Source organism: Streptomyces sp. DG2A-72, assembly GCF_030499575.1.
Taxonomy (GTDB): Bacteria; Actinomycetota; Actinomycetes; order Streptomycetales; family Streptomycetaceae; genus Streptomyces.
The window spans coordinates 10,147,296-10,163,836 of the sequence record NZ_JASTLC010000001.1 but is presented as its reverse complement, the minus strand read 5'-3'; the positions used below and the strand labels follow the sequence as shown (position 1 = coordinate 10,163,836).

Here is a 16,541-nt window from a genome sequence, read left to right as displayed (position 1 = left end):
GCTGTCATGAAAGTTCGGCCAACGTCTCACCGCCGCAGCTGAGTTACCGGAGGCTGCCAGCTGTCACCCGAGGCACGGAGATCGGGCCAGGAGGTCGTGGACCAGGGATGTCTCAGCTCTTCGAGAGAGGTGATCTCATGCGGCTTGAGGCTGTCGATGTCCTGGGCTTCCGCGTGCCTGGCGTAGGCGCTTTCGACATAGCGGTGGCCTGTGTCGGCGGCGATGAAAACGTAGGTGCGGGAGTCGTCCCTGCGGCGCTCCCACTGGGTGGTCAGGTAAGCCGCACCGGTCGACAGGCCGGCGAATATGCCGCTGGCCCGAAGGAGTTCGACTGCGCCCGAGAGCGCGCAGTCGAAGTTGACCCAGTGAATCCTGTCGTACAGCTCGTGCCGGACGTTCTTGAATTCAATGGCGCTGCCGATCCCGGCAATGATCATGTCCGGGTCCGATACGTGCTCGGAGCCGAAGGTGACGCTGCCGAAAGGCTGCACGCCGACCAGGGACACCTCCCGGCCCGCCTCGCGCAGATACGTGCCGATCGCGCCGGTCGAAGCACCCGAACCCACCCCGCCCACCAGGGCCAGCGGTCCGGCAGGCACCTCTTGGTCGATCACTTCGGCCACGTCGCGGTAGCCGTAGTAGTGGATGCTGTCGTGGTATTGCTGCATCCAGTGGTACGACGGGTTTGCCTCGAGGATCTCGGCGATTCGGCGGACTCTCAGTTCCTGGTCGAGGCGCAGGTTCTTCGAGGGCTGAACCTGCTCCAGGGTGACGCCGAGAATTTCCAGTTGCACGCGAAGGGTCCGGTCCACCGTGGTGGATCCCACGATGTGGCACTTCATGCCATAGCGGTGGCAGGCGAGCGCCAGCGCCTGTGCGTAGATTCCGCTTGAGCTGTCGATGAGGGTGTCGCCGGGTTTGACGGCACCGGACTCCAGGAGGTGGCGAACGGCCCCCAGAGCCGAATAGATCTTCATCGTCTCGAACCGCAGGCAGACCAAGTCCGGCTGCAGGGATATGAGATCGGGCCTCTTGACCGCTTCCGCTATGTGCTCCTGCATTACCGTCCCCACGTCAGGCGGCCATGTTCCGGCGCATCCTGAACAGGTACGTCTGCACGTTGTCCGTATCCCAGGTCTGCCGGTGGATCACCTCGGGAGCGAATCCGGACTCGATGGCGTACTTGATGATGTCCCGGATGTCCGCGGTGTTGGAGACGATCAGGTAGACCTCGCCGTCGTCCGCGAGCAGATCGCGCTGCACGATCTGGTCGAAGAACCGCACCGCGATGTCTTTCCCCACGCAGACGTTCCGCACCACGGTCGGGTCGTCGCTGACCGTCTCGCGAACGGCCGGTGGATTGAAGGTGATGACGTCGACCTTGGCGGAATCCGGGAGTTCGTCGAACAGGTCGGACACGAGCGGGTGGAAGGCTGTGCCCGGACGCTCACCGACGATACGGGCGTAGTGATCGGCAACCGCCTTCACACTGTCCGGGTCAACGTCGATCGCGTAGATCTCACGGGCTTCCCTGATGCCGGCGGCCACTGCCTCGACGCCGAGACCGACGCCCATCGCCGCGTACGACCTGCCGGCCACCGGGATGGTGCCGTCGAGCAGCCGGTCATGGACCATCCGACTCGTCTCACCCGGCATGAAGACACCGGGCGGCAGCTCGAACGACCAGCCGTTGTACGTGTACATCCGGTGCGTGTGCAGCTCCGGCTTGGGCTTGTTCACGGCGAGGATCTCGTCCGCCGGAAGCGTGTGCGGAAGGCTCTCGTGGAGCGCCCAGAGGTCCGTGCTGATGGGAATGCCCGAAATGGTCGTGGTACGGCCGTGGTTCTGCTCACCCATGCTGGCTCCTCGTACTGGACGTGGACTGGGGGACCCAAGCCGAGAGCATCACAGCTAGTGAAAATGATTGTCAAGACCGATTACAGCCGCCCCTTGGGCAACATCGCGCCACTCCTGGCCCCATCAGGGGCAACTGTCAGACGACGCGCGACCCGGCAGGGATACCCCCTTGCCCACGGCACCAAGATTATGTAAAAACGATTGTCACTTTCATCTGCTGCCCTGCCGACACATTCGCGGTCCAGTCGACGGGCCGGAAGCCATGAGAGGAGTTCCGTGAAGCTGACCCAGAAGGTCGGACCGCGACATCGTCCGCTGCGACAGGGGCCGTCCGGAACGGGAGTGGGGACCGCCTTCGGGACATTCGGCGAACTGCTTCAGGGGGTACTTCCCGAGAGGGACGGGGACTTCCTGGTCACGTTGCCCGTCGCCCGATGGACGAGGGCGACCTTCCGGCCGGATCCCGGCTCGACCGATCTGGTGGTCCGGCCGGCCCAGAAGCAGAAGGCACTGCGACTGGCTCGAATGATCGTTGAGGAGGCGGAGCAGACGACGGGAGGCTTGCTGACCGTCAACAGCGTGATCCCGGAAGGCAAGGGGCTGGCCAGTTCCTCGGCCGATCTGGTCGCGACCGCTCGGGCGGTGGGGCAGGCTCTGCACCTCAGGATGCCCGCCTCCCGGATCGAGCGGTTGCTGGCGCGGATCGAGCCGACCGATGGCGTGCTCTACCGGGGCATCGTCGCCTTCCACCACCGCACCGTGCGCCTGCGCGCGGTCCTCGGATCCCTGCCGGCCATGGCCGTGATCGGAATCGACGAGGGCGGAGCCGTCGACACGGTCGACTTCAACCGCATCCCCAAGCCGTTCACGGCCGCCGACCGGCAGCAGTACGCGCGCCTGCTGGACCGGCTCACCGTCGCCATACGCTCCCGTGACCTCGCCGAGGTGGGCAGGGTCGCCACCCGGAGTGCACTGATGAACCAGGCGCTCCGGTACAAGCGGTCTCTGGAGCCCATGCGCGACATCTGCCGCGAGGTCGGCGGCCTGGGCGTCGCGGTGGGCCACAGTGGCACGACTCTGGGCGTGCTGCTGGACACCGCGGACCCCGCGTACACACACCGCGCCACCGCGGCTGCGCAGGCGTGCACGGAGCTGGCGGGAAACGTCGCGGTCTACCGGACCCTCAGCTTCCCGAACACCCTCTGTACCGAGCCCGCCCTTCCCGTTCCGGTGTGAACCGGCTCAGGGCAGGTCGAAGGGCAAGGTCATGCCGTCGAGTGCGCGGGCGGACGGGAAGTCGTCGCTCTCGGGGAGCATTCCGGTCGCGTCAAGGACGATGCGGCGCAGGCGCTGGGTGTTCTCGGCGAAGACCTTGAAGACCTCTTCCTGGGAGACGCTCTCCACCGCGTCGATGCCCGCATCCAGATCGGTCACGAGGGCCACGGCTGCGTAGCCGAGGGCGAGTTCACGAGCCAGGACCGCCTCGGGGTGCCCGGTCATGTTCACCAGCGACCAGCCGGCCGCCGCGAACCACCGCGACTCGGCGCGAGTGGAGAACCGGGGCCCCTCGACCACGACCATCGTGCCGCCGTCGACCGCCTCGATCCCGGCTGCGGCGGCTGCTTTGAGGAGCGCCTCGCGGCCGTGCTCGCAGTAGGGATCGGCGAACGAGACGTGGACGGCGCCCTCGTCGTAGAAGGTCTGGATCCGGCCGCTGGTCCGGTCCACCAGCTGGTCGGGAACCACGATGGTGCCCGGGCCCAGCTCGCGCCGGAGGGAGCCGACCGCGCAGGGGGCCAGGATCTGGCGCACGCCGACGGACCGCATCGCCCAGAGGTTCGCCCGGTAGTTGATCTTGTGTGGCGGGAGGCGGTGACCACGGCCGTGCCGGGGCAAAAACGCCACCCGCCGTCCCGCGACCGTGCCCACCATCAGGGCATCGGATGGTGGACCGTACGGCGTGCCGATCCGGACCTCTTCCGCGTCGGCCAGCAGTTCGTAGAAGCCACTGCCTCCGATCACGCCGATCTCGGCCACAGGGGTATTGCCGCTGACGCTCATGCCCGTGCTTCCTTTCCCCGTCTTGTCCGTTGGTGCAGCCGTATGTCGTCCAGCGCCGGGACGGTCGGGTGCCCGGCCACCTCCGGGCCGCGCGGGTCTCCGGGGCGCCGTACGGCCACAGCCCTCCACCCCACGGCGGTGGCCGCGTCCAGTTCCTCTCCGACGTCGCTGAAGAAGACCGTTTCGTGTGCGGGGACGCCGATGGCACGCGTGATGGCCCGGTAGGACTCCGGGTCCCGTTTGCCGCCCGCGCTGGACAGGTCGAAGTAGCCGTTCAGGAGGACGCTGAGGTCGCCGTGGTTGCTGTGCGCGAACCAGTCGCGCTGAGCCGCCTCCGACCCCGAGGAGTAGATGTGACGAGCGATACCCGACTGCCGCCATCGGGCCAGGGCCGCGGGCACGTCGTCGTAGACGTGGCCGGTGAGTGTGGCGCGGGCGTAGCCCTCAGCCCAGATGAGCCCCTGGATCCTCTTCAGCGGGGGTGCCTTGACGTCCTGGTCGGACCAGGACGTCAGCGCCTCGACGGCCCCGCCCTCGTCCAGTTGGGGATCACCGGTGTGGATCCGTAGCTCTTCCATCAGCTCTGCCCACGCAGGCTCGCCCCGGTGGGCCGCAAACCAGCTGGCGAAGCGCTCCCGCGCGTATGGGAAGAGCACGTCGTGCACGTGGGAGGCGGAGCCGGTCGTCCCCTCGATGTCGAGGACCACCGCCCGCACCGCCGACAGGATCACGTCGCCGCTTCCGGCGCCAAGAGCGCGTCGAGTCGGGGAAAGCGCTGGGCGATGGGGTCGCCGGTGAAGTCGCCCACCCAGCCGTCCTCCTTCTCGAAGAAGCGGATCGCGGCGAACTCCGGGCGCGGACCCATGTCGAACCAGTGGCGGGTGCCCGCCGGTACGGAAAGCAGGTCGCCCGCCTCGCACACCACCGCGTGGACCCGGCCGTCGAGGTGAAGGTAGAAGCACCCGGTGCCGTGGGCGAAGAAGCGCACCTCATCCTCGGCGTGCCGGTGCTCTTCGAGGAAGGTGGAGCGCGCCTTGGCCGCCCGTTCCTCCCACTCCGGGCTCTCTTCCGGGTGGAGTTGAGCGACGTCCACCAGTTGCAGCCCTTCCCGCGCGCACAGTTCGTCAATTTCGGTGCGGTAGCGGGACAGCACGTCCTCCTGGCTGGTGTCCGGTGCGATGGTGCCGCGCAGCGGCCAGCGGCCGAACCCCACCGAGCAGCCGCGCAGGGCCTCCGCGATGCGCTCGTGGTCCCGGGTGCGCAGCAGCACGCTCTCGGGGTCGTCCTCCGGCATGACCTGAAGCAGCGTCATGAGATCAGCCTTCCTTTCCTTCCGCAGGTAGCGCGGATCCGGCGAGTAGCAGCAGCTGGCAGATCGATTCCAGGCATTCCAGCCGGTTGCGGGCCTGGGCGAGGTCGCGTCCCCATGTGGTGATGCCGTGGTCGGTGATGAGCAGGGCAGGAGGTGCATGTGGCGTGGCAGCCAGATGGTCGGCCACGTCCGCGGCGATCCGCGGAACCTCGGGCCAGTTGGGGAAGACGGGAACCTCAGTGCGCGTCGGGTCGGCCAGGCCCAGGCCCTTGAGCAGCTCGAGCCGCTCGATGCGCAGCGAGGTCAGGCGCGTACGGTGGCCGGTGCGGCACGCGACGGCCGTGGCGTATGGGGAGTGGACGTGGATGACCGCACTCGCGTCCGTGGTCCGGTAGATCGCGGAGTGGATCGTCGTCTCGGCCGACGCCCGCAGCAGCCCCGGGGCCGCCTCCTCTCCCGTGTCCGCCCGCACGACGACCATGTCCTCGGCAGTCATGTCCCCCTTGTCCCGGCCGCTGGCGGTGATCAGGGCGGCCCCGCCGGGCAGGCGCACCGAGAGGTTACCGGCGGTGCCCGGCATCCAGCCGCGCTCGTACAGGGCCCTTGAGACCGCCGCGAGTTCACCTCCGACGCGTACTCGTTCGCCATCGTCGACGGCGGTATGAGTCATTCCGACACCTCGCTCGGACAACTCGTGCGGTGCGAACCGTGGGGCCGGAACACCCGGTCCTCGGAGACAATCGCGGTGACCAACTCGGCCGGGGTGACATCGAAAGCGGGGTTGAACACGGCGGCACCAGCGGGGGCGGCCTCAATTCCCGCGAATCCCGTCACTTCGCTCGAGTCGCGCTCCTCGACCACGATCCCCGAACCGTCGGCCAGCTCGCGGTCCCAGGAGGACTCCGGAGCGACGATCACGAAGGGAATGCCGTGCCGCGCGGCGGCGACCGCGAGACCATACGTGCCGATCTTGTTCGCCACATCCCCGTTCGCGGCGATGCGATCGGCCCCCGCCAGCACGCAGTCCACCATCCCCCGGGCCATGGCAGCGGCAGCGGCGGAATCCACGCACAGCCGGTACGGCACGCGTGCCTCACCCAACTCCCATGCGGTGAGCCGAGCGCCCTGGAGCAGCGGCCGGGTCTCGTCCACGAGCACCTCGGCGACCCGGCCGCGCTCGCGCAACTCAAGGATCGCGCCAAGTGCGGTGCCGACAGCGGCGGTTGCCAGGCGACCTGTGTTGCAGTGGGTGAGGATGCGCACGGGCCGGTCCGGGACCAGCGACTCCACCAGGTCGGCGGCCCGTACGACGGCGACCCGGTTGACCGTGGCGTCCTCCTCCAGCATGGCCATGGCTTCGGCGAGGACGGCCTCGGGCCCGTCGGCGAGCCGCGCGACGGCCCGGCGGACGGCCCACGCCAGGTTGACGGCGGTGGGCCGGGCGGCGGACAGCCGCGCGGCATCGGCCTTTACGGATGCCTCATCGGCCCTGCCGTCCGAGCTGTGCCGGTGGGCGGAGAGCGCCACCCCCAGGGCACCGGCCAGACCGATGGCGGGCGCTCCGCGAATGGCGAGTGACGTGATGGCCTCGATCAGTTGGTCCACCGTCTCGAGTCGTAGCAGGCGGTATTCATGCGGCAATGCCCGCTGATCGACCGCGACGACGCGACCGTCGTCCCACGAGAGCGACGAGAGCAGGCGTGGCGATATCACCGTCTCGTTGTCCCCCTTCATATGCCTGCGGCCGCCGGCAGCGCGTCCACACGGTCGGTGCGCTCCCAGGTGAAGTCGGGGATCTCACGGCCGAAGTGGCCGTATGCCGCGGTCTGGGCGTAGATCGGGCGCAGCAGGTCCAGGTCTCGGATGATCGCGGCGGGGCGGAGGTCGAAGACCTCGCTGATACCCTTCTCGATCTTCTCGGCGTCCACCGTGGCCGTGCCGAAGGTCTCCACGAACAGGCCGACCGGCTCGGCCTTGCCGATCGCGTACGCGACCTGCACCTCGCAGCGCGAGGCGAGACCGGCCGCCACCACGTTCTTCGCCACCCAGCGCATTGCGTAGGCGGCCGAACGGTCCACCTTGGACGGGTCCTTGCCGGAGAAGGCGCCACCGCCGTGCCTGGCCATGCCGCCGTAGGTGTCGATGATGATCTTCCGGCCTGTCAGGCCCGCGTCGCCCATCGGGCCACCGGTCTCGAACCGGCCGGTGGGGTTGACCAGGAGCCGGTAGCCCTCGGTGTCGAGCTTGATGCCCTCGTCCAGGAGCGCCTTCAGCTCCGCCTCCACGACGAACTCGCGGATGTCGGGGGCAAGCAGGGACTCCAGGTCGATGTCGCTCGCGTGCTGTGAGGAGACCACCACCGTGTCGAGGCGGACGGCCTTGTCGCCGTCGTACTCGATGGTGACCTGGGTCTTGCCGTCCGGACGCAGGTAGGGGAGGGTGCCGTTCTTCCGCACTTCGGACAGGCGGCGCGAGAGCCGGTGCGCCAAGTGGATCGGCAGCGGCATCAACTCGGGCGTCTCGTCGCACGCGTAGCCGAACATCAAGCCCTGGTCGCCCGCGCCCTGCGTGTCCAGATCATCAGCCTCCGCACTCTGGGCGGCACCGCCGACCCGACGCTCGTACGCGGTGTCAACACCCTGCGCGATGTCAGCGGACTGGGCACCAATGGACACCGACACCCCACAGGAGGCGCCATCGAAGCCCTTCGTCGAGGAGTCGTAGCCGATCTCAAGGATCTTGTTCCGAACGAGCGTGGCGATCGGCGCATACGCCTTGGTCGTCACCTCGCCGGCCACGTGCACCAGGCCCGTGGTGATCAAGGTCTCCACGGCGACCCGGGACCTTGGGTCCTCCTGGAGCAGCGCGTCGAGAATCGTGTCGCTGACCTGGTCAGCGATCTTGTCGGAGTGGCCCTCGGTCACGGACTCCGAGGTGAACAGCCGGCGAGACATGAATCTCCTGACGTCAACCGATTTGTGGTGCCGATCTGATGGGCTCGCCGGTGGTCAGCAAGGGGCGGGCGCCTCCGGGGCGGCGGGGCAGAGCGACGCGGCGGAGAGTCCCCGTGCCTACGAGCGCGGAGAAGTCGATCGCGTCCCGGCCCTCGGCGAGCAGGCCCGCCGTGAACCGCCGGCGGACGCGTTCCACCGCGGCGACGGGCAAGCCGCCGAGCAGGCCCCTGAACCCGGTGCCGAGCACCAGAGACCACAGCAGGTCCGGGTCGCCGGGCAGAGCGAGCGGGAGGCACTGCACGCCGACGGATGACAGCGAGCGGGCAGCGAGCCAGTCCCGGAATGACTCAGGCGTGCCGATGGGTTCGAGCGGGTTGACCGGCCGTGGGGCGTCGGCAAGGTACGGCCGTTCTGGTAGGACGGCCCGATGGATCAGCTCAGGCAGCGGTTCGAGCGCGCCCCGGGCCCAGATGGTCGCGGCCAGCCGGCCGCCAGGCCGCAGGAGCCTCAGCAGTCGCTCTGTTCCTGCCGCCATGTCGGGGAAGGAGAAGATCCCGAGCGAACACACCACGGCGTCGTAACCACCGTGCGGTGCAGGCCAGTCGAGGACGTCGCCGTGCACGAACCGCACGTTGCCGAGACCGCGGACCGTGGCCTGGGCCCGGCCACGCTCAAGCAAGGGCTCCGCGAGGTCTACTGCGTCAATCACGCCGTGCGGGCCGATCTCCTCCGCGGCCAGGATCGCGGACGCCCCCGAGCCGCAGCATGCGTCGAACACGTGCACACCGGGGCGCAGTCGTGCAGCCTTGACGGTCGCGGCACCAATCGACGACCACAACGCGCTGAACAATCGGTCGAAGCTCTCGGCCCCGTCTGCTAATCCGGCGGCCAGCTCGCACGGCTCCATGCAAACTCCTGTCCGAGGGTGACAGCGGAGCCAAGCGTATATGAAAATGAAAATCAATTCATCACTGTCGTCAGGAACTCGCCACCACGGCCTTCGTCGCATGCAGGCAGCTACAAGCACCGCGGCATGCTCAACGATCCGCGTGGGGTCGCGATGGCCGAGGCGATCGACCACGGCATTGCCCGCTTCGAGGTGCCCTGAGCCTTCTCGGCCCTAACCTGCGCACAGCCCTGTCCGACACCTGGGTATGGCACCTCCCGGACACCGAACACAGGCACACCCCTGCCGCCTCGATCGCCGAAACACCGTGGAGGCAGGAGGTCCTGGCCGCGCCGGGACCGTCCTCCTCTACCCCGAAGTGCGCTCGGCCTCCGACCTCATCACTGAGCGCCTCCCCGGTACCCTGCTCGCCGCCGAGACCATGTACGAGCTGAAGGTGCACCATGCCGCACCGAGCGAGGCGTCCGCGCTTGTGCGCCGACTGTCGCTCGCGTACCAAGCGCTGCCGCACAGGCCGGCAGATCGACGCCTACTGCTTCAACCTCTACCGCCTCACGGGCCGATGAGACACCCTTGCGCTTATGAAAATGAAAACTAGTAGCGTCGCACCGGGCGATCGCCGCCGCGCCGCATCGCCGGAACCGTCATGAGCGCACCGGAAGCGGCGCTTCTGTCGCCAGCGCGGCATTCAAACCGGTAGCGGCTGCTGGAAGGGGAGAAGATGCTCAAGGAGCAGGTCGCCACCCGGTCACGTCAACTCCATGCGGGGCAAAGCACTGACCGCCTTGATGGCGGAAACCCCCCTCGCATCACTCGGCAGCGGGAAGCCGTGCTCAAGGCGCTCGAAGAATTAGACGTGTTTGCCAGCGCCCAGGAGCTTCACCGGTTCCTACACGGCCGGGGCAATCGAGTCAGCCTGAGCACCGTGTACCGGACCCTCGCCACCCTGGAACGCCTCGATCTGGTCGACGCCGTGCGGGACGACAGAGGAGAGCGGTCCTACCGGCGTCGGGATGCCGCCGAGCACCAGCACTACCTGCTCTGCCGCCAGTGCGGCCACAGCGTGCCGATCTCCTCCGAATCGTTCGAGACCTGGCTGGCGACCGTCCAGCAGGCTCACGGATTCGTCGAGGTACAGCACACGCTCGATCTTGTCGGTCTGTGCCGCACCTGTGGCTACCGGCGAGCGGCCGATTGAGCCGGATCGCACCGACTTCCGTCCGATCCCGCAGGTTGCCCAACATCAAGTCAGCGCCCTGTATGGGCTTACCGGCCGCGTGCACGCTCCCTGCTGCCCGCAGCTTGCCGCCTTCACGGTCCTGAGGGCCGGCGAGCGACTGAGGTGGAAGTTGGACTCCGGTAGACCACTGGCAACGATTTTCAATAGAGTGTCTGAGTAATTGCAAGTTGATCGCAATAAGGATCCCGGGTCCGCGCCGAGGGCGGCTTCGCCCGGGACAGCCAGAGGAGCATCGCCCAGTGACGAGCTCGCCCGAGGCGACCGTGTCCGAAACCGATCCGCGCCGCCGGCGGTCCGTCCTGCGGGAAGCGGCCTTCCTGCGGCTGTGGTCGGGCACCACCGCCTCGGGACTGGCAACCTGGGCACTGCCGTTCGTCCTCGGGCTCGCGGTGCTCGACCGCTCGATCACACCCGGGGGCCTCGGACTCGTCCTGGCCGCGCGCACGGGCGGATTTCTCGCTGCGGTTCCCATCAGTGGAGTCCTGGCCGACCGCTACTCCCGCAGGAGCGTCGTCCTCTGGGCCGGCCTGGCCGCCGCAGTCGCAACTCCCCTGATCGCCGTAGGACTCGGGCGGTCGGCAGTGCTCATGGCCGTCGCGGCCACCGTGGTCGGAGCCGGGCAGGGCGCCTGCCGGCCGGCGTTTCAGGCACTCGCCGCCGAGGTCGTCGACGCACCGCGGCGGCAGCAGGCCAACGCGGCGATGACCCTGGCAGTACGGATCACCACCCTGGTCGCACCGGGCCTCATAGCCGTGCTCGCGGCCGTCCTCGACGCGGGCGCACTGTTGCTGGGCACGGGACTGCTCTGGCTCGCCGCGGCGCTGATCCCTCCGGCAGGCACCGCTACCGCTGCTGTCGCCCGCGAACGTACGTCGTTCATCACCGAGTTCGCCGAGGGTGTCCGGGAGGCCCGCAGACACCCCTGGTTCCTAGCCGGCCTTGCCGCGCTGACCGCGGTCATAGCAACCGGCTATTCCGCGACCAGCGTTGTGCTGCCGCTGGTCAGCCGGGACCGCTACGACACCGAGGCGGTCCTGGCGTCGGCAACCACCGGTTACGTCGCGGGCGCCCTCGCCGGAGCCCTGATCATCGCCCGCTGGCGTCCCCGCGCCCAGGGCTGGACCGCACTCGCCAGCCTGGCCTGCTACGGCTTCGCACCGCTCAGCCTGCTGCTCCCCGTACACCCCGCGGTGGTGGTCGCCGCCTACGTCATCGCCGGCCTGGGCCTCGAACTGTTCAACGTGCCCTGGTTCACCGCCACCCAGCGTGAGGTCGAGCCGGACAAGCTGGCCCGTGTGTCCTCCCTCGACTTCCTGCTCTCCTATGGCCTGGCCCCGATCGGACTCGCACTCATCGCCCCGGCGATCGACACCTTCGGTGCCCAGGCTGTCCTCGGCACCTGCGCACTGATCTGCTTCCTCGCCCCGGCCGCGGCCGCGTTGGCCCCCGGTTCCCGCACCTTCTCCCGCAAGGCCGAAACACCGGGGCCTGCGAAGCAGCAGTGATCGTCAACGGCACCGCAATGGGCCCGCTCGGCTCACCGGCCAACCGCACAACAACCGACTCATGCCCCGCCCCCGCGCGAAAGGAACACGCGACCGATGCTCACGTCCCGGCGCCCATCCCTCGGTGTCGTCCCTGCCCGCATCGACATTGGGCACGGTCAAGAAGCCCGCCGCAAACTCGCTCACGACGGTGCCGTCGTCCTGACCGGGCTCGAAGCCACCGCCGACGCGCCCGTCGTCGCCGCTGCCGCCGTTCTCGGCCAGCGGCTCCGGCAGGTGTTCCCCCTTCGCCAACGGCAGTCACAGGACGGGAACCCTGTCCACCTGCACGCCGACAGCTTCGACATCGTCGTCGACATGGGAGGTGTCCCGCACCGGCGACGTGACCCCGACGAGGACTACGTCCTCATTCAGTGCGTCCAGCCGCCGGGTTCAGGCGGGGACTCCTTCTTGGCCGACGCGTACCGATTCGTGGACGACTGCACGGCCACGGACCCGGATCTGTGGGAATTCCTCACCCAAGCCGACGTCGACCTCTACGGGGCCTGGGGCGGGCTGCGCGGGCTTCCCGCGACACCTCGCGTCGGCAGGCATGTGGAGTACACCCGCACCGGCCGACGCATCGTCCGCCGCACCGATGGCGCGGCCCCCCTGCACCGAGACCCGGACGCCGAACACATTCAGACCATGCTGGCCCGCTTCCAGGAAACGGTGCGCGACATGGAAGGAACCCTTCCGCGTTTTCGGCTCGCCCAGGGAGAAATCCTCATCCTGGACAACTACCGCTGCTGGCACGGCCGCGAAGCGCACACCGGCGACCGCATCGTCCGCATTCTCACTCTGCGCAGCAGCGATGCTCGCTAACGGGCCGGCCCGGCGCGGAGCCACTGCATTGGGACGCCCCCGTCGGCCGGGCGGAGGAGCTCACACCCAATCACTGCATGCCTCGAGGCCGATGCCCTCGCCACGCGTCTCGCCCCCACCGCTTGGTGCCCACGCAAGCCCCCCGAACGGCTGCTGGTCGAGAAAGACTTGCCGTCACTCCGGCGGGCATGCTGGCCGGGCAAGGCTGCGGGAGCAGTCAGCAGCAGGGACGACCGTCGGGGGCGACGCAGCCGATCCCCTCGCGCACGCCGTCTCGTAGGCCGCATTTTTCGCGTTCCTCTTGAGCCTTGGGGCCCACCGTCAGCGTGCCGACGGGCCGGTGCGCTACGCGGGCTCGGCCGCCGCCCGCCCATGGCCGGCTCGCGGCGCGACACCGCGGCAGGAGACCGCGAGGTTGCCCATGCTGTCGAGGCCGATCTCCGCGTTGACCTCGAAGACTCCCGCCAGCCGGTCCGGGCTCAGTACATCCTTGGGCGGCCCCGCGGCGACCAGGCGCCCGTGGTCCATGAGCAGCAGCCGGTCGCAGTACCGTGCGGCCAGCGACAGGTCGTGCAGGGCCACCAGCACCGTCTGATCTGTGCCGGCCAGCAGCTCCATGAGCTCCAACTGATGCTTCACGTCGAGGTGGTTGGTCGGCTCGTCGAGCAGGATGGACCAGGGCTGCTGGGCCAGGGCGCGGGCGATGTGGGCGCGTTGCCGCTCGCCGCCGGAGAGCGATTTCCAGGCCCGGTCGGACAGGTCGGTCAGTCCGACGCGGGTGAGCGCGGCCGCGATGACGGCGCGGTCGGTGTCGTCCGGGCCGCGCCATCGGTCCCGGAAGGGAGTGCGGCCGAGGCCGACGACGTCGGCGATCCGCAGGTCGCTGTCGGTGTCGGTGGCCTGCTCGACGAAGGCGACATGCTGGGCGATCCGTCGGGCGCTCCAGCCCGTGATCGGCTCACCGTCGTACCGGACCGTGCCGGACGCCGGGGAACGCAAGCCTGCGAGGCAGCGCAGCAGTGAGGACTTGCCGGAGCCGTTGGGGCCGATCAGCCCGACCGTCTCGCCCGGGGCGATGTCCAGGCTGACGTCATGGACGATGGTCTTGTCCGACACCGACCAGGTCAGTCGTTCAACGGTGATCCTCACAGCTCACCTCGTTTGCGCAGGATGAGCAAGAACAGGGGCACGCCGAGCAGGGCGGTGAAGACGCCAACCGGGACTTCCTGAGGGGCGAAGGCGATCCGGGCGAGGGCGTCGGTCCACACCAGGAAGATCGCGCCTGCCAGTGCGGAGAAGGGGAGCAGCGCCCGGTGCAGCGGTCCGACGAGGAACCGGACGCCGTGCGGCACGATCAGTCCAACGAATCCGATGGCGCCCACGGTGGCGACGGCGACCGAGGTCAGGATTGCCGTCACCACGAGCAGCACCCTCCGCGTCGTGCGGACGTCGATGCCCAGCGATGAGGCGGTGTCGGCGCCGAAGGAGAATCCGTCGAGGGCGGTGGAGTGCAGCCAGACCACCACCAGGCCGGCCAGGGTGACGGCCGCGCAGACGACGACCGATTCCCAGCGGGCCGGGGCCATCGAGCCGAGCAGCCAGTGGGTGATCGCGCGGGTGGCGTCGGCGTCGCCGGATGCCATGAGGATCAGCGAGGTCAGCGCCGTGAACAGCTGCCACACGACCACCCCCGTCAGCACGATCCGTACCGAGTCCAGTGCAGTGCGCCGCAGCAGGAGCAGCAGCAGACCGAAGGAGAGCATCGCGCCGACGAACGCCCCGCCGGTCACCCCGATCGCGCCTGCGCCGACGCCGAGAACGACCACCGCCACGGCGCCGGTCGACGCCCCCGAGGAGACGCCCAGCAGGTAGGGGTCGGCCAGCGCGTTGCGTGTCACGGCCTGCAGCACTGCGCCGCACACCGCGAGCGAGGCGCCGACCAGCGCCGCCATCAGGACGCGCGGGAGGCGCAGGTCCCAGATGAGCGAGTCGAGCAACCGTGGCAGCGGCTCGACGTCCAGGCCCAGACGGGAGCCCAGCGTCCTGGCCAGGTCGGCGTAACCGACGTCGGCAGTGCCGATCCGTACCGACACCGCCACCGAGGCGACCAGGGCCGCCACTCCGAGGAGAAGCAGCGTCGCCTGGGACAGCGTGGAGGGGCCGGGCTTCGGTGAGGCGGCCGACGTGCGGGCGGGCGCGGCCTGCCCGTCCCGGCGGGCCGTGGGGTGCAGCAGATCCACCGGGCCCGGAGCGGCTGCCGGACTAGCGGACATACCCAATGTCCTTCATGCCCTCCGTCAGCAGCCGCAGGGTATTCACGGTGCGCACCGAGGGGTCCATCTCGATGCCGGGCACCTCGATGACGCGGTCCTTCCGGACCGCCGTCAGTTTGGACATCACCGGGTCCTTCCGCATCATCGCGCGCTTCTCCTCGGCACTGTCACCCGGTGCTCCTCGCTCGGGCAGATCACCGATGACGATGAAGTCTGGGTCACGGTCGGCGATCTCCTCCCAGGAGACCTCGGGCCAGTCCTCGTCGACGTCGTCGAAGGCGTTTTTCGCTCCCACGAGCTTGCTCATCTCGCTGGGCATGCCGCCCTTACCGGCGACGTAGGGCAGTCCGTTGTAGACGGAGTACAGCCATACGACGGTCGGCTCACCCTTGACCTCGTCGCCGGCCTCGGCCGCCTTCTCGACCACGGCCCGCTGCTCCTCGATGAGCTTGGTGGCGCGACCCTCTACACCGAACACTTTCCCGAGGTTCTTGTAGTCGTCGAAGAGGAGGTCGAAGGGGGTTTTGCCGGGGCCATTCTGCTTCGGGCAGTCGACCGCGCTGACGTAGGAGGGCAGGTCGAGCTCGCTCAGCTCCTCGCGCGTGCCGACCCTGTCCTTTGAGTACAGGTCGGTGAAGGACGACACAACCAGGTCCGGAGTGGCTGCACGCAATTGCTCACCGGTGAGGATCTCGGGGCTGAGCACCGGGACCTTCGTGTAAGCGTCCTGGTACTCCTGGCCGACTTTCGTCTTCAGGTTGGACGTGCCTGCCATCCGGTCGGCGAGTCCGAGCTCCAGCAGGGTCTCGGTGGAGGACTGGTCCAGCGTGACGGCCCGCTCGGGCTGATCGGCGAAAGACAGCTTCTCACCGCAACTCGTGACGGTCGTCGCCTGCGCCCCGGCCTTGTCCGTTGAGGGCGCATCATCCTCGGAGGCCGCGCAGCCCACAGCCGAGAAAGCGAGGGCCAGGGCGACGCCGAGGCGGGCGGGGTGGCGCATGGATCCTCCGGTCTGGAATGTACGGATGTCGGTGCGCAGCCCGATAAGTGCAGGCGAGCCGACAAGCAATCTAGCGACAACCATTTTCACCAAGCTAGCCTCCGGACTCGCAGGCAGCTGAGCGCGAATCGTCCACGCAACGGTCGCGACCTCCCGCCGTCATCCACAGCGGTCCCACAGGCGGGGACTACTGGTTCAGCGGACATGGGTGCTCTCCTGGATCGCGGGGTGGTGCAGGCCAGGCCGACGCCGAGCCGGTCCAGAAGTCGGCCGGGGGAACGGATGAGTTCCCGGCGCTCTGAGTGACGTACGCCACAGAGCATCGCGGTCGAGCATGTCCACCACAGCCCACGCCCTGCGGACAGGGTGATAGCCGCGGTCGGCGAGGAGGACAGGCGCGGTGACCCGGAGGGTTGTGATGACGACACCGATCTCGTTTGCCAATGTCCACGTGCCCGAGCGCCTTCCCGTTGTCGCCCGTGACGACGACGGCGTCGGCCTCGTCGACGACGTATGCCGACGCTCCCACGAATGCGGGCCGACGACGCGCGGCGGCCAGCAGGCCGGA

17 protein-coding genes are annotated in these 16,541 nt (G+C 68.6%); 5 read left to right on the top strand and 12 right to left on the bottom strand.

Features of this window, described 5'->3' with window-relative positions:
• Nucleotides 1–26: 26 nt before the first annotated feature.
• Together QQY66_RS48210 and QQY66_RS48205 are read right to left on the bottom strand one after the other, a co-directional pair.
• On the bottom strand, nt 27–1,061 hold the full coding sequence (locus tag QQY66_RS48210; RefSeq protein ID WP_301986934.1) for a pyridoxal-phosphate dependent enzyme: 1,035 nt from the start codon (nt 1,059–1,061) through the stop codon (nt 27–29).
• A 13-nt stretch (nt 1,062–1,074) separates the two neighbouring features.
• Nucleotides 1,075–1,857, bottom strand: a complete 783-nt coding sequence (locus QQY66_RS48205) for a methyltransferase (RefSeq protein WP_301986932.1) — start codon at nt 1,855–1,857, stop codon at nt 1,075–1,077.
• 276 nt (nt 1,858–2,133) lie between these two features.
• Here QQY66_RS48205 and QQY66_RS48200 point away from each other — a divergent pair, with 276 nt between their 5' ends.
• A complete protein-coding gene (locus QQY66_RS48200) occupies nt 2,134–3,093 on the top strand; it encodes a kinase (RefSeq protein ID WP_367667058.1) in 960 nt (319 codons plus the stop codon).
• Nucleotides 3,094–3,099: 6 nt separating this feature from the next.
• Here the strand turns inward: QQY66_RS48200 and QQY66_RS48195 are convergent, their stop codons facing one another.
• From QQY66_RS48195 to QQY66_RS48165, 7 genes are read right to left on the bottom strand one after another with little or no spacing between them, the layout of a single operon-like run.
• Nucleotides 3,100–3,918 carry an S-methyl-5'-thioadenosine phosphorylase gene (locus QQY66_RS48195; RefSeq protein ID WP_301986930.1) on the bottom strand — a complete coding sequence of 273 codons (819 nt, stop codon included), beginning with the start codon at nt 3,916–3,918 and terminating at the stop codon, nt 3,100–3,102.
• Nucleotides 3,915–4,649 carry an acireductone synthase gene (gene mtnC / locus QQY66_RS48190; protein WP_301986928.1) on the bottom strand — a complete coding sequence of 245 codons (735 nt, stop codon included), beginning with the start codon at nt 4,647–4,649 and terminating at the stop codon, nt 3,915–3,917. The genes QQY66_RS48195 and mtnC overlap by 4 nt, the downstream gene beginning before the upstream one ends.
• Complete coding sequence (locus QQY66_RS48185) at nt 4,646–5,230, bottom strand: acireductone dioxygenase (RefSeq protein ID WP_301986926.1); 585 nt, start codon at nt 5,228–5,230, stop codon at nt 4,646–4,648. Before QQY66_RS48185 ends, mtnC begins: the two co-directional genes overlap by 4 nt.
• A 4-nt stretch (nt 5,231–5,234) precedes the next feature.
• Complete coding sequence (gene mtnB / locus QQY66_RS48180) at nt 5,235–5,900, bottom strand: methylthioribulose 1-phosphate dehydratase (protein ID WP_301986924.1); 666 nt, start codon at nt 5,898–5,900, stop codon at nt 5,235–5,237.
• Complete coding sequence (mtnA, locus tag QQY66_RS48175; protein WP_301986923.1) at nt 5,897–6,943, bottom strand: S-methyl-5-thioribose-1-phosphate isomerase; 1,047 nt, start codon at nt 6,941–6,943, stop codon at nt 5,897–5,899. Before mtnA ends, mtnB begins: the two co-directional genes overlap by 4 nt.
• A gap of 17 nt (nt 6,944–6,960) precedes the next feature.
• On the bottom strand, nt 6,961–8,184 hold the full coding sequence (gene metK / locus QQY66_RS48170; RefSeq protein WP_301986922.1) for a methionine adenosyltransferase: 1,224 nt from the start codon (nt 8,182–8,184) through the stop codon (nt 6,961–6,963).
• Nucleotides 8,185–8,197: 13 nt separating this feature from the next.
• Entirely contained in the window at nt 8,198–9,091 is an 894-nt protein-coding gene (locus tag QQY66_RS48165; RefSeq protein ID WP_301986920.1) for a class I SAM-dependent methyltransferase, read from the bottom strand.
• A gap of 18 nt (nt 9,092–9,109) precedes the next feature.
• On the opposite strand from QQY66_RS48165, the gene QQY66_RS48160 reads away from it, so the two are divergent.
• The 4 genes from QQY66_RS48160 (at nt 9,110) to QQY66_RS48145 (ending at nt 12,700) form a co-directional block, all read left to right on the top strand.
• Nucleotides 9,110–9,292, top strand: a complete 183-nt coding sequence (locus QQY66_RS48160; protein WP_301986919.1) for a hypothetical protein — start codon at nt 9,110–9,112, stop codon at nt 9,290–9,292.
• A gap of 520 nt (nt 9,293–9,812) precedes the next feature.
• The gene (locus QQY66_RS48155; RefSeq protein WP_301986918.1) at nt 9,813–10,289 is read left to right on the top strand and encodes a Fur family transcriptional regulator; all 477 of its coding nucleotides are present in this window, start codon (nt 9,813–9,815) and stop codon (nt 10,287–10,289) included.
• Nucleotides 10,290–10,570: 281 nt separating this feature from the next.
• Nucleotides 10,571–11,836 carry an MFS transporter gene (locus QQY66_RS48150; RefSeq protein ID WP_301986916.1) on the top strand — a complete coding sequence of 422 codons (1,266 nt, stop codon included), beginning with the start codon at nt 10,571–10,573 and terminating at the stop codon, nt 11,834–11,836.
• Between the two features lie 96 nt (nt 11,837–11,932).
• Entirely contained in the window at nt 11,933–12,700 is a 768-nt protein-coding gene (locus QQY66_RS48145) for a TauD/TfdA family dioxygenase (RefSeq protein WP_301986914.1), read from the top strand.
• Nucleotides 12,701–13,045: 345 nt separating this feature from the next.
• Here the strand turns inward: QQY66_RS48145 and QQY66_RS48140 are convergent, their stop codons facing one another.
• Genes QQY66_RS48140 through QQY66_RS48130 form a run of 3 tightly spaced genes read right to left on the bottom strand, consistent with a single transcriptional unit; the run spans nt 13,046 to nt 15,973 of the window.
• On the bottom strand, nt 13,046–13,849 hold the full coding sequence (locus tag QQY66_RS48140) for an ABC transporter ATP-binding protein (protein ID WP_301986911.1): 804 nt from the start codon (nt 13,847–13,849) through the stop codon (nt 13,046–13,048).
• The gene (locus tag QQY66_RS48135) at nt 13,846–14,973 is read right to left on the bottom strand and encodes an iron ABC transporter permease (protein WP_301986909.1); all 1,128 of its coding nucleotides are present in this window, start codon (nt 14,971–14,973) and stop codon (nt 13,846–13,848) included. The genes QQY66_RS48140 and QQY66_RS48135 overlap by 4 nt, the downstream gene beginning before the upstream one ends.
• Entirely contained in the window at nt 14,963–15,973 is a 1,011-nt protein-coding gene (locus QQY66_RS48130; protein ID WP_301986908.1) for an ABC transporter substrate-binding protein, read from the bottom strand. The genes QQY66_RS48135 and QQY66_RS48130 overlap by 11 nt, the downstream gene beginning before the upstream one ends.
• Between the last annotated feature and the right edge of the window lie 568 nt (nt 15,974–16,541).

Excerpts from the sequence above, each read along its gene's own strand:
- QQY66_RS48210 (WP_301986934.1), bottom strand. The coding sequence starts at position 1,061 with ATGCAGGAGCACATAGCGGAAGCGGTCAAGAGGCCCGATCTCATATCC.
- QQY66_RS48205 (WP_301986932.1), bottom strand. The coding sequence starts at position 1,857 with ATGGGTGAGCAGAACCACGGCCGTACCACGACCATTTCGGGCATTCCC.
- QQY66_RS48195 (WP_301986930.1), bottom strand. The coding sequence starts at position 3,918 with ATGAGCGTCAGCGGCAATACCCCTGTGGCCGAGATCGGCGTGATCGGA.
- QQY66_RS48185 (WP_301986926.1), bottom strand. The coding sequence starts at position 5,230 with ATGACGCTGCTTCAGGTCATGCCGGAGGACGACCCCGAGAGCGTGCTG.
- mtnB (WP_301986924.1), bottom strand. The coding sequence starts at position 5,900 with ATGACTCATACCGCCGTCGACGATGGCGAACGAGTACGCGTCGGAGGT.
- metK (WP_301986922.1), bottom strand. The coding sequence starts at position 8,184 with ATGTCTCGCCGGCTGTTCACCTCGGAGTCCGTGACCGAGGGCCACTCC.
- QQY66_RS48165 (WP_301986920.1), bottom strand. The coding sequence starts at position 9,091 with ATGGAGCCGTGCGAGCTGGCCGCCGGATTAGCAGACGGGGCCGAGAGC.
- QQY66_RS48155 (WP_301986918.1), top strand. The coding sequence starts at position 9,813 with ATGCTCAAGGAGCAGGTCGCCACCCGGTCACGTCAACTCCATGCGGGG.
- QQY66_RS48145 (WP_301986914.1), top strand. The coding sequence starts at position 11,933 with ATGCTCACGTCCCGGCGCCCATCCCTCGGTGTCGTCCCTGCCCGCATC.
- QQY66_RS48135 (WP_301986909.1), bottom strand. The coding sequence starts at position 14,973 with ATGTCCGCTAGTCCGGCAGCCGCTCCGGGCCCGGTGGATCTGCTGCAC.
- QQY66_RS48130 (WP_301986908.1), bottom strand. The coding sequence starts at position 15,973 with ATGCGCCACCCCGCCCGCCTCGGCGTCGCCCTGGCCCTCGCTTTCTCG.